Raw genomic sequence first — 14953 nt, 5'->3', positions numbered from 1 at the left:
TGCTCCTGCCCCTAAGGGCAGGGGCTATTTGGCTCCTGACTCTAAACGCGGTCGCTCGTCTCTGAGAGGTGCAAAGATTGACTTATAGCGATTACATATTATCGCATTTAAATCCAATGATATGTCCACTCCTTCCAAAAGCAAGTCGTTTTTTAATCGCGGTCAGGCTATTAAAATGGAGAAATCCAACAAGGATTAGTCCGAATTACATATTATTCAAGGAGGGACAATGATGAAGCTTTGTGTAAAAGGGTTTTCGATTTTTTTAAGTTTTTGCTTGCTTGCTGGCATTTTTCCGATATCGGGAGCGTCGGCAGCCAACGGGGAGGTATTCGAAAAACAGATTATGAACGGGGCTGCCGACCCGTTTGTCCTGCTCCATGAAGGCAATTATTATATGACGTTTACACAGGTGGACCGAATTGATATTTTCAAATCCGCCGACCTGGCAGATATTGCGAACGGCGAGGTTACACGAGCGTTCACACCGCCAGCCAACGGCTGGGGCAGCAAAAATATATGGGCGCCCAAACTGCACCGGATCAATGACAAATGGTATTTGTATTATACGGCGGATGATGGCGTAGACGCCAATCACCGGATGTATGTATTGGAAAACGAGTCTCCTGATCCAATGTCGGGGACATGGGTAAGCAAGGGAGAAGTTGTCAATATGCCGGATATATTTGCGATTGACGGCAATACATTCGAGCATAACGGAACTTATTATTTTGTATGGTCGACCCGTACAAACGGCATTATGGAATTGTGGATTGATGCGATGATCGATCCCTTAACCGTTCGCGGCGAAGCCGTTGTCATTTCCACACCGACACATGACTGGGAGAAAATTGCGGGCGGTGTAAACGAAGGTCCTGCCATCCTCAAGCGCAATGGCCGGATTTTTATGACCTTTTCTGCAACAGGTTGCCAGTCGCCTGATTATTCGTTGGGCATGCTGACGGCCGAGGATACAGCCGATTTGCTTGATCCCGCCTCCTGGTCCAAGTCGCCCGCACCGGTATTTAGCAAAAATCCGGAAGAAAACGTGTATGGTCCTGGTCATAACAGCTTTACTACCTCTCCTGATGGAACGGAGGATTGGCTTGTTTATCACGCCAATTCGAGGCCGGACGCCGGATGTACCGGAGCGCGCGGCACCCGGGTGCAGAAGATTGAATGGAATGAGGACGGAACGCCTGATTTTGGTCGGCCGTCAGCTGTGCAAATATTGGTAAAATGTCAGGCAGGTCGATACGAAGCCGAGGATGCCCGGTATAATCGTTCCGTCGTACAGAATCATAACCAGAACGCTTCTTGCGGCAGCCATGTCGGCAATATCGACTTTAACGACAGTTATGTGGAGTTTTCGCAAATCTATGCCGCAAGGGCAGGGACGTATGTATTGAAAATAGCGTATGCTCATGGCATGGACAGATCCAGCTATCAGGTCACCGTAAATGACAGGCCGGCCGTAGAACTTTCGCTGCCGTCCACAGGTTGGGGCAATTGGAAGGAAGCCTCTTTAAATGTGGAGCTTGATAGAGGAATGAACACGATCCGATTGGCAAAAGGACTTCATTTCAGCGAAGTGGATTATATCTATGTAGAGCCGTTGAATGTGCCAGACGGGGGAGAAGAGGGCGCACTGCAAGCCAAGGTGGATGAAATCAGACTCCTTGATCAATCCTTGTATACGGAGGAAAGCTGGGAGATTATACCGAAAAGTTTGGCTGCGGCTGATGCGTTGCTAGCCGATTCACAAGCGAATCAACATCAGCTTGATACCGCGTTTGATGTATTGACAGGCGCTGTCGCCAAGCTGGAATGGCGGCAGAAACCGGTGAGCGAAGGACCGGCTATCGTTGACGCAAAGATTGTGGACGGCAGAGCCAATCGGCTGGTTCTTACCTTTGACCAGGCCATCGTTTTAAATCATGCAAGAGGTTTTTATTTGCTTGGGACCAAAGGGCCGATTATGGTCACCTCGGCTAATTACAGGGTCGAAGAAGATGGACGGCGTTTATTGCTCCATTTGACGAGTGAAGCGCAGGCTGGCGAAGTTTTAAGTTTATCCTACCTTCCAGAATTGGGAAGCATTAAGACGGTCGACGGGCATGCGATGGACGAGTATGTCGGCAAACGGGTAAGCAATCGGAGTAAACCCGCACCGACAAGTTTGACAACGACCAATATTTCATATGATGTGGTGGAATTAACCTGGGAGGCTCCCCCGTATGAAGTAGAAGGCTACAAAATTTATCGGGATGGAGTTGAGGTTGGGGACACCGCTGAAACGGCATACACAGATAAAAGACTTGCTCCGGGAAGCAGCTACGATTATAAAGTGACGGCTTATGATGCAGCCGGCAACGAATCGGAGTCAAGTTTGTCCATACAAGTTCAAACCAAACATTTGCCTGTGAATTCGCATACGGGCATCGGCGTTATCGCTCCCGAAGAACACAAAGTCGATACAGCGGAAGGCATGACAACGTTGACCGTAAATGACAAAAAACTGTTGCAGGATATACTTGCATCCGAGTCAACCTCCGTAAGGTTCGAACTGACCAACATTGGAGATACTGCTGCCAAGACGATTATCCTGTCCAAACAAGGACTTGAACTGTTGAGGGAGCATAACCGATTGATCGAAATTCGCAATGGTAACGTCATGCTTCTGCTGCCAGAGGAATGGCTGGATCCCGATCAGATCAAGGATGAATTGAAAATTATGTTGGAAGTGGAACGTTTGCTCTCCGCGGTTGAAGGATTTGCTCCCGTATCGGGCAAGATCCAAATATCTGCAATGTCGGGAGGTGAGCGATTATACTGGGATAAATCCATTCAGGTTGTCTATAGCGGGCTTGACGCAAACCGCTCTCCATCTGTGGCGGCTTACACCTTCGAAGAAAGAGCGAAGACGTGGAAATATGTTGGCGGCAATTTGGATCGTTTCAATGGCGCGTTTTCGTTTGATATTCATCCGTTTGTTCCATTTTCCGTGCTTCAATATTTCAGTTTATTTAAGGATGTTGACGCCTCTCATTGGGCTGACGAGGCGATTGGTCAACTGGCGATGAGAGGATATATGCATGGTGTGGGTAACGATTCGTTTGCGCCTGACGACCGTCTGACCCGCGCGATGTTCGTCACCCTGATGAACCGCTTGCTGGGGCTGGAGGAAGTGGCCTACGAGGGGCAGTTTTCAGATGTGAAGGAAGGGGCTTGGTACGCTAGCTCCATCGCGACGGCGCATAAGGCCGGAATTATGAATGGCAAGGGTACGGGCATGTTTCCCGAAGGTTACATTACCCGTGAGGAAATGGCCGCCATGGTCATGCGCGCGCTTGAGGCAGGCGGAGTTGACGGAGCAGTTGATCCGGGGAATGCCGCATTTGCGGATAACGGCCAAATCAGCGATTGGGCCAGAGATATGGTAAACAACGTAGCGGCCGTTGGCATTATGACTGGAAAGTTGAACAACAGATTTGATCCACAAGCTCATGCAACGCGCGCGGAAGCTGCCGTTATCGTCTACAGAATGATTCAGCTTATGTAATGTGACAAGTGGCGGCTGCAACCAGTTTCATATAATCAGGAGGGTTCATGTGCAATTATGCGTGTGGACCCTCTTTGTGCACTCCATGCCATACGACAATTGTCGTATGTGGAACAAGGTATGTCCAGACAGCCGACTATTTGCGACTGTCGAGACAGACCCTCCATCGCAACAGGCGGGATCTTGTATGCTGCTAGAGCTCCTCGAGCGTTCGAACGCCTAGCAGAGCCAAGCCATTGCTAAGCGCTTTGGAAGCCGCGCGGACGACTTCGAGCTTGAATACCTGCTCTTGGGCGCTGCCGTCCAGCACTTTGACGTGGTGGTAGAACCGGTTGAACGATTGCGCAAGCTCCAGGAGATAACGAGCGAGCACGGACGGCTCGTGCCTTTCGGCAGCTTGAGCCAGACGGGCTGGATAAAACGAGATCTGCTTAAGCAGCGGCCACACTTGATCATGTTCGGCGGTTCCGAAACCACCATACACGGGTCCAGTTCCTCCATTTGAAGTATCGCTTGAACTAGATGGCGGGCTTGCCAGGAGCATTGCGACGTCTACGTCAGATGTACCCGCATCTCTGTCTACATTAGCGTACGCACTGGAACCCGCTCCTGAACTCGCAACTGATCCTGGATCCGCCTCTACATCCACATCCACATTCGCAACCGCCTCTGCATCAGAATCCGCATTTGCATGCGTAAAGCCCGCCGCAGCCGCTTTCCGCTGAATGCTTGCCATCCGGGCATACGTGTATTGCAGATAAGGTCCGGTCTCTCCCTCGAAGTTCAACACGTCCGCCAGCGAGAAGTCGACGTCGAGCGTGCGCGTGTTTTTCAAGTCGCCGAACACGACCGCGCCGATGCCGATCGCCTCGGCTGCGGCTTCTTTGTCGCGGAGAGCGGGATTTTTTTCCTCAATGATGCGTCTCGCTTGTGCCACCGCCTCGTTCAGCACATCCTCCAGGAACAATACCTTCCCTTTGCGAGTGGACATTTTCTGCCCTTCCATCCTCATCAGGCCGAACGGAACATGCTTGCAGCGTTCCTCCCATGCATCGTCCATCTTGCCAAGCACGCGGAACACCTGCTCAAAATGGAGGGATTGTTCGCCGCCAACCACATAGAGCAACTGCGAAGCTCCCATGACGTCGCGGCGATAGATGGCGGTCGCCAAGTCGCGCGTGGCATAGATGGAAGTGCCGTTGGACTTGACGAGCAGGCAGGGAGGCATCCCGAATTCGTCCAGCCGGACGACAAGGGCTCCATCGCTTTCCTCCAGCAAGCCTTGGCCGCGAAGCTTCTGGATGACCGGCTCCATTTTGTCATTGTAGAAGCTCTCGCCCAGCACATGATCGAACGTAACGCCAAGCCGCTCGTACAGCTTATTGAACTGCTTCAGACTCTCGCCGATCATATCCCGCCACAGCTCGGTTGCCAGCGAATCCCCCGTCTCCAGCTTGCGGAACCACTCCCGCGCCTCGTCCTCCAGCTCGGGATGACGCTCCGCTTCCTCGTGGAATTTGACATACAAAGACAGATAGTCCTTCGTCGGGTTGTCGCTGGCCCGAATCGCGGAAGCGTCGCCCCACTTGAGGTAGGCGACGATCATTTTGCCGAATTGCGTACCCCAGTCGCCGAGATGATTGACATTTACGGTGTCGTAGCCCACTTCGCTCAGCATGCGATAGATCGCGTTGCCGATCATGGTGGAACGCAGATGCCCGATGCCGAACGGCTTGGCAATGTTCGGAGACGACATGTCGATGACGACGCGTTTTCCTTCCCCGATATTTGGCCGCCAGAATGTTTCCGATTGCGTACGCTCCAGAAGCTCTGCGCCGAATGCGGATCGATTCAGCTTGAAGTTCAAATACGGTCCTGCCGCTTCGGCGCGAAAGAGAGGATGGACGATAGTGTCCGCAAGAGCCGCGGCGATCTGCCCCGGACTTTGCTTCAACTTCTTGGCCAGCACGAAACATGGCAAAGCCAGGTCGCCCAGCTCATCGCTCGGCGGAAATTCCAGCAGCGACGTCATTTCTTCCTTGGCAAGGGAGAGAAGAGGGGCTAGAGCATCCACCAGTTTTTCTTTGATCATGTTTATTCCTCCTAAGTCGAGGCGGCCAGCCGCATAAACGCAAAAAATCCCCGTCTCTGCTAGAGACGGGGAATACCCGCGGTGCCACTCTGATTATCCGGATGCGCTATGGCGTTCGGATCTTATCTTGGCCGTAACGTGGCCGAACCGGACCGACCTTGAGACCAGGATGAGTCTCTCGGAAAGCCGCCTCCAGGGCCCTCTTCGTTCGTCGGACGTTGACCGGCTCCCACCATCCCGGCTCGCTATGCAACGTTGCTCCAATGAATTACTGTCCCGTTCACTGACGTTATAAAGTATTATAACGTCTCGTTAGCGGAAATCAAGGGGGAATCGTCTAATCGGCTTCCCAGACGATAGAAGGCCCGCGTTCGGGCTCAGCGAACGCTAACAGGCGGCCGCCCTCCTCCTCCAGCATTCCACGAGCTTCATCCCTTATCGGTCCAAACGGACGAAGGTGCAGGATAGCGGCGTGTTTCGATGACTCAATGCGCCACAGCCCTGCTACGAAACCGTCGATGAGGAAGGTGGACTTGATGATGCCGTTCACCGTAAACACGAGCTGCTTGTGAGCCGGATCCATAATCCGGCTTCGATCCTGGTAGGATAGCAGCATGTTGTCAAACTCCGACAGGAACCGGACAGGGGCTGCCGTATCTTCCGAAAGCAAGGGCAAGCCGACCAGATCAAACAGCTCCTGGCCGGCATCGTCACGGTATGTACGAAGCTCGGGGCGCAGCTTCTCAAGAACGGGACCCAGCTTGGAGAGTCCGGACCAGACGCCGATATCCTTAACCGATGCGGGACCGAAGGCGCGCAAATAGCGGCGAATCAGCTCTAGCAACGAGTGTTCATTCCCTTCCCGCAAAGGCTCCCCGAGCCACTCTTCTACTGTTGCATGCGTGGCTGCGCCAGAACGTCCCCATACGCCCCTTGGCGGTAATTGTACGAGCGGCAAGCGGCCACGGACGGCTGTCGCCAGCGAGCCCGCCGCTGCGGAAGGCCAATGCTCCTGAAGCAGCTTGCCGAGCTCCTCGAATGTGCGGGGGCTTTCGGCGAGCAGCTTTAGAGCGGTAGCCTCAAGCCGTTCCATGTCAACGCCGACGAGCGCTTTGCCATGCGTCCCCATCAGCAAGCGATTTTGCACCGGCTGCAGGACGGAACGAAAGCAAAGACAGTCGCGGGCGGACACCAGATGGATGGTGGACCGCATAAGCGCGATGCGTACGACATCCCTGCCGAGCAATAATTCCGACAACATGGATGGCTCAAAATCCTGCAGCCTGCTCCACAAAGCGTAATAGGGCGGTTTCGGCGATTGGGCTTGCAGCCCCACCAGTTGCTCGATCGCTTCAAGAGGAGACAGGCAGGAGCGTTCGAGCAGCAGCTGGCGATGGAGCAGCGTCCGATTTAAACATTTTTTGCTAAGTTGAATGGTAGACATCTGTTCATCCCTCGTCTCTAATATGTTACCAGTATAGCCAGAGAATGGGCGATTCGGATAGGGATCCGTTACGAATTTTATATCGGCCAAAGCGGGCAGTCATTCGCCATAAGCATGCATGCGCCTTATAATGAAATAGACAAGCATTCTATTAAACAAGAGGGAGAGTTACATAATGAGCAAAGAAAGCGGCTGGATTCTGCATTCCGTTATTTTCACGCTGAAGCATGAGAAAGGCTCCGAAGCGGAGCGCCGGTTCCTGGAGGACGGCGAACGAATTCTTGCTTCCATCCCCGTAGTAAAGGGATTCAAGGCGTACAAGCAAGTCAGCGTCAAAAACGACTACGACTTCGGATTCGCCATGGAATTCGACAGCCAGGAGGAATATGACGCTTACAACCATCACGACCTGCACTCGGCGTTCGTTTCGGAGCGTTGGGAGAAGGAAGTCGAGAAGTTCCTGGAGATCGACTACAAGCTGTAAGGAGTAGCGCGTCTTGTGTTAAACAACGATTCCCGGAGGTTAATATTGGAGTTTATAGGTTTAGGCCGCCGAGCGAGTGACGAAAGCAGGCTCCTAGTTGCCGGATTTGCGGAAAAGCTCTATAATGACGCTAGAGAAAACGAACAATTTCGAACATAGACGTACGAAAAAGGGAGAGGGACTAGCGTGTTGAAAAAGCTGAAAGTATTGCAGCAATTGACGGATGCCGGAGTCGTGGCCGTGCTTCGCGCCGATTCGGCGGAGGAAGTAGCAGAGATGGCGAGACGCGCCATTAAGGGCGGCATCAAGGCAATCGAAATCACCATGACTGTACCGTTTGCGCTTCGCGCGATCGAGCAGCTGTCCAAGGAATATTCCTGCGACGTGTCTCCGGAAGCGGACAACTTCGCCATCATCGGAGTGGGAACGGTGCTGGATCCGGAGACGGCTCGCGCCGCGATTCTGGCAGGAGCGGAATACGTAGTTGCCCCCGCGCTGAATCCGGATACCATCAAGCTGTGCAACCGCTATGCGGTGCCGGTCATGCCGGGAACGATGACGATCCAGGAAATTCAGAACGCGCTCGAGCTTGGCGCGGACGTGGTCAAGCTGTTCCCCGGCAATCTGTATTCGCCTGGCGTTATTCCGTCCATCAAGGGACCGCTTCCGCAGGCGAATATTATGCCGACCGGCGGCGTGTCGCTGGACAATCTGAAGGATTGGATCAAGGCTGGCGCCGTTGCCGTCGGCATCGGTTCCGACCTGACGAAGGACGCGGTGAAGTCGGGCGACTTCTCGATCATCGAGCAGAAGGCCGCCGCTTATATGGCCGCATACCGCGAAGCCAAAGGGCTGTAGGCCCCCGACGAGACTGCCCCTCATACTATGGAAACAAGCGTCTGAAGAAGCTTATGGCTTCGTCAGGCGCTTTTTTTGTTGCCACAATAGAATTTTCCGTATCACGAATAGCGTCAATTATGTCCGATAGGCAGTGAGCGACTGGACGTTACGGGTTTTTGAAACACAGGCTTTAAGTCGCCAATCAAACTCAACTCCCCCGCGGCTGCCTGCCCGCTTTTACATGCTTTAATTGCGCCACGATGATGACGCTGATGATTACCAGCAAGAACCACGAGCTGATCTTGCTAAAGCCGACGAGCTGCCAGGACTGGTGCTGGTCGGGATATTTCCACGCGTCGAAGAAAGTCGCGATATTCTCGGCCAGCCAGATAAAGAAGCCGACGATGGCGAAGGCAAGCGTCAACGGCATTCGGTACGTGACGCCGCGAACCCGGTACAGAATCCATGTTCTCCAGAACACGATCAGCACAAGCCCCGTCAGCCACCAACGGAAGTCGGGAATAAAGTGATGCGTAAAAAAGTTCAAATAGATCGCGCCTCCCAGCAAGCCGGCGGCGGGAAGTCCCGGCCAGCCGGTCATGTCCATGCGCAGTCTGCGCCAAATTTGGCACATGAAGCTCGCTACGCTCGCATACATAAAACCACTGTAGAGCGGTACCCCGAACATCTTCGTGAACCCGGGTTCCGGATACGACCACGAGCCCATCTTTACCTTGTAGATTTCAAGAGCCAATCCTATGAGATGGAATACGCAAATCACTTTGATTTCATCAAGCGTCTCCAACCCGCTCCGATACATCAGGAATTGCACGGCGAGCAAGACGAGCAGAATGGCGTCGTAACGATGGATGAAGGGCCAATCCACCATGCCGGACAGCGCTAAAGTGCCGAAGATGGCGACGGGAAACAGGCAGCTCATGGCCTGATGGTAGCCGAAATGCAACAGCTGAATAACGGATTTCATAGCGGAATCACCTCTTTATGCTGCCGGATAGGCGGCTGTTCATGGATCTAGACACTAAGCATAAGGGAATGACCGGCTTCTAAAAAGAGAAAAATCCCGTGCGTTTTTTCCGGTTTTCGCAGGCGCTGCCGTCCACTACGCGAAGAGCAGCCGGCAAGCCAAGCTCCAGCCCGCTGGCACAAGTCCATCCCGTTAATGGCAAATTATCCATTCCATTTTCCGAGCCTGTGCATTAGAATTATAATGATAATCATTATCATTTTTAGAAGGGTGATACCTATGACGACTGCAACCCGGAATAGCGAGACGCGGCAGGAACCAGCAGCATCGCAGCATCACGAAGCATCTGCCAGCTCGAAAACCGGTCCGACTCCCCAAGCCGGCCAAGGAAAGAAAGCGGCTAATAAGAAGCCGCCGACGCCTTTCGCCCGGCTGAAGCCGTTTTTGATGAAGCGCAAGACATCGCTTGCCGGCTCCATCGCGACAGGCGTTTTGGCGACGTTGATGGGGCTTGTGCCTTATTGGATTATCTATCGCATTTGCGTGGGGCTGGTGAACGGAACTCTGCTGGCCGACAGCTCCGAATTGATGCTGCTCGCGGGGCTCGCCCTGCTAGCCGTTGCGCTTAAGGGCGTACTGACTGCCATATCGACGGACTGGACGCACCGAGTCGCCTATGACGTCGTCTATGAAGTGCGGATGGCACTGGCCGATAAGCTGGCCCAAATTCCGCTCGGTTACTTCGACCGGACGGACAGCGGTCAAATCAAACATACGGTTAACGAGGATGTCGAGGGGCTGGAGGAAGGGATCGCGCATCTTTTGCCGGATATTACGAAAAGCGCTGCGTTGCCGATTTTGTCATTTGCCATCATGTTCGCGCTGGAGTGGCGGATGGGGCTGGCCGTGTTCGCGTTCATCGCCGTGACGGTGATCGGCTATTCGTTCGTCATGACGCGGCTGAAGCCGATTCAGGCCGGATTCGGCAAGGCGGGCGCCGCGGTCAGCAGCGCCATACTTACTTACGTATACGGCATGAAGGTCATTCGGGCTTTCTCGCGAACCGGCGAAGCTTTCGAATCGTACGCGAAGGCGGTTCGGGAATTCTCCGACGTCAGCTCGGAGATCGAACGCAAGGGCATGCCCTTTAAGACGCTGGCCGTGCTGCTGTCGCGTACGGCGCTTCTGATCGTCGTTCCGTCGGGATTATGGCTAATCGGCCGCGATCAATTGACGGTTCCCGCGCTTGTGTTCTTCATCCTGATGTCGCTCGGCGTGGGAGCGGCTCTGTTTAAAATGCTTCGTTCCAGCGGCATGACGGCCTTCCGTCTGTCCGCATCGCTCAAAAACGTCAGTCGACTGCTGGAAGAAGCGGAGATGCCAGCCGTCGATAAGGCAGCCGCACGCGAGCCTCAGAACGCTTCCATCGCATTGAGGGAAGTTAGCTTCGCCTATAACGAGCAGCCGGTGCTGAACGAGGTGTCGCTGGAGGTGCCAGCCGGCACGTTTACGGCGCTGGTGGGCCCATCGGGCGCAGGCAAAACGACGATCGCGCGCCTGCTGCCCCGCTTCTGGGATGTGACGGCCGGCTCGGTCGCGATAGGCGGAGTCGACGTTCGCCAAATGGACGAAGAGAAGCTTATGTCTCTCGTGTCGTTCGTATTTCAGGATGCTTACCTGTTCCGCGGAACGATCATGGACAACATTCGGTACGGGAACCCTGAGGCGACCGATGAGGAAGTGATGGACGCGGCCCGCCGGGCAGCCTGCCACGACTTTATTGCGGAGCTGCCTCAAGGGTATGCCACGGAGGTAGGAGAAGGCGGGATGGCGCTAAGCGGAGGCCAGCGACAGCGAATCAGCCTCGTGAGGGCGATTCTCAAGGATGCTCCGGTTATTATCCTGGACGAAGCGACGGCGCTTGTGGATCCCGAGAACGAGGCGCGCATAAGAGACGCGCTGGCCTCCCTCACCCGAACGACGGACGGCGAACGCAAAACGATTCTGGCAATCGCCCACCGTCTGGGAACGATCGTGCACGCCGATCAAATCGTGGTCGTCGACGAAGGCCGGGTCGTCGCGAAAGGGACGCACGAGGAGCTGCTGCTGGCGAGCGAATTGTACCGGCGCATGTGGGAAGCTTACGAGAGCGGCGCGGAGGATCTTGAGCGGGAGGAGCCTGTCGTTGCAAGAGACAGAACGGGTGAGAGAGCACGTCGGCTGGATCCCGAGACGGTACTCGCGGGCAGCGCAGTCGAGACGAATGGCAGCCAAGGTGCTTTGCACGAGCGAGAGGATAACGAGATGGACGATCCGCATCGCCGCTTGAACGAGATGTCCGCCCTTGCGCAATCCATGCTGCTCGCAGGCGATGAGAAGAAAGGCAAGCTTTGGGGCGTATACGCGTTCTCGATACTCGAGAACGTGTTCGTCGCGCTCGGCTCCATCGCGGTGGCGGTCGCCGTGTACGCGGCATTGTCCGGCCGCATGGAAGATGCCTGGCAGGCCGTCCTGTGGATGGTTGCCATGTTCGGCGGGCAGGCGGTCTTCTACTACTGGACGAATAGATGGTCCTTCCCCATGTTCGGCCACTTCCTGACGCATATGCGTTTATATCTGGGAGATCGGCTGCGCAAGGTGCCGTACGGATTTTTCCTGCAAAAGGACGCCTCCGTGCTGGAATCGAGAGTGAAGTCGGATGCGGGCACTTACATCTACATGCCGTCCATTGTGGTCGGCCTCATTAAGGGCTGGGTCATTCCGCCGATGATTCTGGCTGCCATGATGTGGATCGACTGGCGTCTGGCGCTTGTATCGCTGGCTGGCGTGCCGATTAGCCTCGCAGCCACATGGCTGGCGGAGCGGAAGCTCAAGGAGATTATGCGGAAGCTGTCAATCGCGCGCCAGGAAGCCAACAGCCGCATTTTGGAATACATTCGCGGCATTGCGGTCATTCGTTCTTTAGGCTTGACGGGCAGCCGGATGCAAAGCTATTCCCGTACGATTCTGGCCTACAAGAAGGCCAGCATTTCCATTAACAAAGAACTGACGCCGTATACGGCGGTGTACAACGTCTCGTTCGAGCTTGGTCTTGCGCTTGTGTTGCTTGTCGGAGGCGCGTTGATCGGCCAGGGAACGCTCGAGCCCGGACAGTTCGTCGTGTTCCTTATTCTGGCGATCTGCTTCTACGAGCCGCTGCCGCTTATGGATTATGCCGTGTTCCGTCGCATGTTCATGACGACGGTCGATCATATGAACGATATTATTCTGACCGACGACGTCAAGCTGCTGCCGGCTACCGGAAGGCGTGAGCCCGAGGGCCACGGCATCGTTTTCCGCGACGTGACCTTTGGCTACGGCGATGAATCCGTGTTGACGAATTTGAATCTAACTATCCCGGAGCAGGGAATTACGGCGCTTGTCGGTCCTTCCGGCGGAGGCAAGACAACCATCCTGAACCTGATCGCGCGGTTTTGGGACGCGGGCCAAGGAACCGTCTCGATTGGCGGAGCGGATGTGCGGGGCCTGGAATCCGATGCGCTGATGGAAAAGATTGCTTTTGTGTTCCAAGATGTATACCTCTTCAACGACACGATCGCGAACAATATCCGTTACGGCAATCCCGACGCCACGATGGAGGAAGTGATGGAGGCGGCTCGCAAGGCCCGCTGCCATGACTTTATCGAGAAGCTGCCGTACGGTTACGATACGGTGGTCGGCGAAGGCGGAGGCTTGCTTTCCGGCGGCCAGAAGCAGCGGATCTCGATTGCCAGAGCCATGCTGAAGGACGCGCCGATCATTCTTCTCGACGAAGCGACGGCTAGCGTGGATCCCGATAACGAGAAGCATATACAGGAGGCGTTCGAGGAGCTGGCCCGCGACAAGACGGTGGTCATCATCGCCCACCGGCTGAATACGGTGCGTCATGCGGATACGATTGCCGTCATCGACAAGGGACGGGTTGCGCAATACGGCAATCATCTCGAGCTGATCGCCAGCGACGGCATATACCGCCGGTTCTGGCAGGAGCGCAAGAGAGCGCAGGAATGGGTGTTGAAATAAAGACTCCGGCTTGCTTCTGCGTCCGATAAGCGTTATAAATGAAAGAGGTTTGTATGAAGGAATCATTTTTAGCGCAAAGGAGACGTTACTGTAATGGATTACCGGATTGAGAAAGATACGATGGGCGAAATTCAAGTTCCCGCGGATAAGCTGTGGGGAGCGCAGACGCAGCGCAGTCTGCAAAACTTTAAAATCAGCGGCGAGAAGATGCCGCTCGAGGTCGTCTACGGCATGGCGATCGTTAAGAAAGCATCCGCGTTCGCGAACCTGAAGGTTGGCGTGCTGGATGAGGAGAAGGCAGCGGTCATCGGCGAAGCCGTCGACGAAATTCTAAGCGGCAAGTGGGATGCCGAATTCCCTCTCGTTGTTTGGCAGACTGGCAGTGGCACGCAAACGAACATGAACGTCAACGAAGTGGTCGCGCGCCGCGCGAACCAAATTCTAGAAGCTCGCGGCAGCGCAACGCGCATTCACCCGAATGACGACGTCAACCGCTCGCAAAGCTCGAACGATACATTCCCGGCGGCTATGCATATCGCGGGCGTCATCGCGGTCGAAGACCGGCTCATCCCTGCGCTGGACGTGCTTAACGGCACGCTGCGCGCGAAGGCGGAGAAGTTCGACAATCTCGTAAAAATCGGCCGTACCCACCTGCAGGACGCGACTCCGATTACGTTCGGCCAAGAAATCAGCGGCTGGTACTCCATGCTGGACAACACGCGCGCGATGCTCATTCAGAGCGTGGACACGATGCGCGAGCTGGCGCTTGGCGGCACGGCGGTCGGCACGGGCCTTAACGCTCATCCGGATTACGCGGTCGCGGTAGCCGAGGAAGTTACGGCGCTGACAGGCAAGAAGTTCATAACGGCGCGCAACAAGTTCCATTCTTTGACGAGCCATGACCAAATGGTGTATACGCACGGCGCGATCAAAGCGCTGGCTGCCAACCTGATGAAGATCGCCAACGACGTCAGATGGCTGGCGAGCGGCCCTCGCTGCGGCATCGGCGAAATTTCCATTCCGGAAAACGAGCCGGGCAGCTCCATCATGCCGGGCAAAGTCAATCCGACGCAAAGCGAAGCCATGACCATGGCGGTGTGCCAGGTTATCGGCAACGACGCGGCGATCGGCATGGCGGCGAGCCAAGGCAACTTCGAGTTGAACGTGTTCAAGCCGGTCATCCTGTACAACTTCATTCAATCCGTGGCCCTGATGGCGGATTCCATGATTTCGTTTAACGACAACTGCGCGGTCGGCATCGAGCCGAACGAAGAAGTCATCAAACGTAATCTGGACCAGTCCCTGATGCTGGTTACGGCGCTCAACCCGCATATCGGCTACGAAAACGCGGCGGCGATCGCAAAGAACGCGCACAAAAAAGGGCTGACGCTCAAGGAATCCGCCATCGCAAGCGGCCTTCTGACGTCGGAGCAGTTCGACCAGTACGTCCGTCCGGAGAACATGATCGGCAAAAAATAAATTCC

At 54.9% G+C, this 14953-nt stretch carries 8 protein-coding genes; 5 read left to right on the top strand and 3 right to left on the bottom strand.

Annotated elements, in window-relative coordinates; all coding sequences use genetic code 11:
• Positions 1-232 precede the first annotated feature (232 nt).
• Positions 233-3562, top strand: a complete 3330-nt coding sequence (locus tag B1748_RS20740; RefSeq protein ID WP_179215713.1) for a family 43 glycosylhydrolase — start codon at positions 233-235, stop codon at positions 3560-3562.
• 193 nt (positions 3563-3755) lie between these two features.
• On the opposite strand, the gene argS is transcribed toward B1748_RS20740, so the two are convergent.
• Together argS and B1748_RS20730 are read right to left on the bottom strand one after the other, a co-directional pair.
• Positions 3756-5654 carry an arginine--tRNA ligase gene (gene argS, locus B1748_RS20735; protein WP_179215712.1) on the bottom strand — a complete coding sequence of 633 codons (1899 nt, stop codon included), beginning with the start codon at positions 5652-5654 and terminating at the stop codon, positions 3756-3758.
• Between the two features lie 337 nt (positions 5655-5991).
• Positions 5992-7098: a winged helix DNA-binding domain-containing protein gene (locus B1748_RS20730; RefSeq protein ID WP_087569850.1), complete on the bottom strand. Its 1107-nt coding sequence runs from the start codon at positions 7096-7098 to the stop codon at positions 5992-5994.
• A gap of 175 nt (positions 7099-7273) precedes the next feature.
• Here B1748_RS20730 and B1748_RS20725 point away from each other — a divergent pair, with 175 nt between their 5' ends.
• Both B1748_RS20725 and B1748_RS20720 read left to right on the top strand, forming a co-directional pair.
• The gene (locus B1748_RS20725; protein ID WP_087569849.1) at positions 7274-7582 is read left to right on the top strand and encodes a Dabb family protein; all 309 of its coding nucleotides are present in this window, start codon (positions 7274-7276) and stop codon (positions 7580-7582) included.
• A gap of 189 nt (positions 7583-7771) precedes the next feature.
• A complete protein-coding gene (locus B1748_RS20720; RefSeq protein WP_087569903.1) occupies positions 7772-8440 on the top strand; it encodes a bifunctional 2-keto-4-hydroxyglutarate aldolase/2-keto-3-deoxy-6-phosphogluconate aldolase in 669 nt (222 codons plus the stop codon).
• Between the two features lie 190 nt (positions 8441-8630).
• Here B1748_RS20720 and B1748_RS20715 read toward each other — a convergent pair whose 3' ends face one another.
• Complete coding sequence (locus B1748_RS20715) at positions 8631-9407, bottom strand: DUF817 domain-containing protein (RefSeq protein WP_087569848.1); 777 nt, start codon at positions 9405-9407, stop codon at positions 8631-8633.
• A gap of 279 nt (positions 9408-9686) precedes the next feature.
• Here B1748_RS20715 and B1748_RS20710 point away from each other — a divergent pair, with 279 nt between their 5' ends.
• Positions 9687-13469: an ABC transporter ATP-binding protein gene (locus B1748_RS20710; protein ID WP_179215711.1), complete on the top strand. Its 3783-nt coding sequence runs from the start codon at positions 9687-9689 to the stop codon at positions 13467-13469.
• A 93-nt stretch (positions 13470-13562) separates the two neighbouring features.
• On the top strand, positions 13563-14948 hold the full coding sequence (gene fumC / locus B1748_RS20705) for a class II fumarate hydratase (RefSeq protein WP_087569846.1): 1386 nt from the start codon (positions 13563-13565) through the stop codon (positions 14946-14948).
• Positions 14949-14953 lie beyond the last annotated feature (5 nt).

The organism is Paenibacillus sp. MY03, assembly GCF_002165585.1.
GTDB lineage: Bacteria > Bacillota > Bacilli > Paenibacillales > Paenibacillaceae > Pristimantibacillus > Pristimantibacillus agaridevorans.
This window is presented reverse-complemented; position numbering and strand designations above follow the sequence as displayed.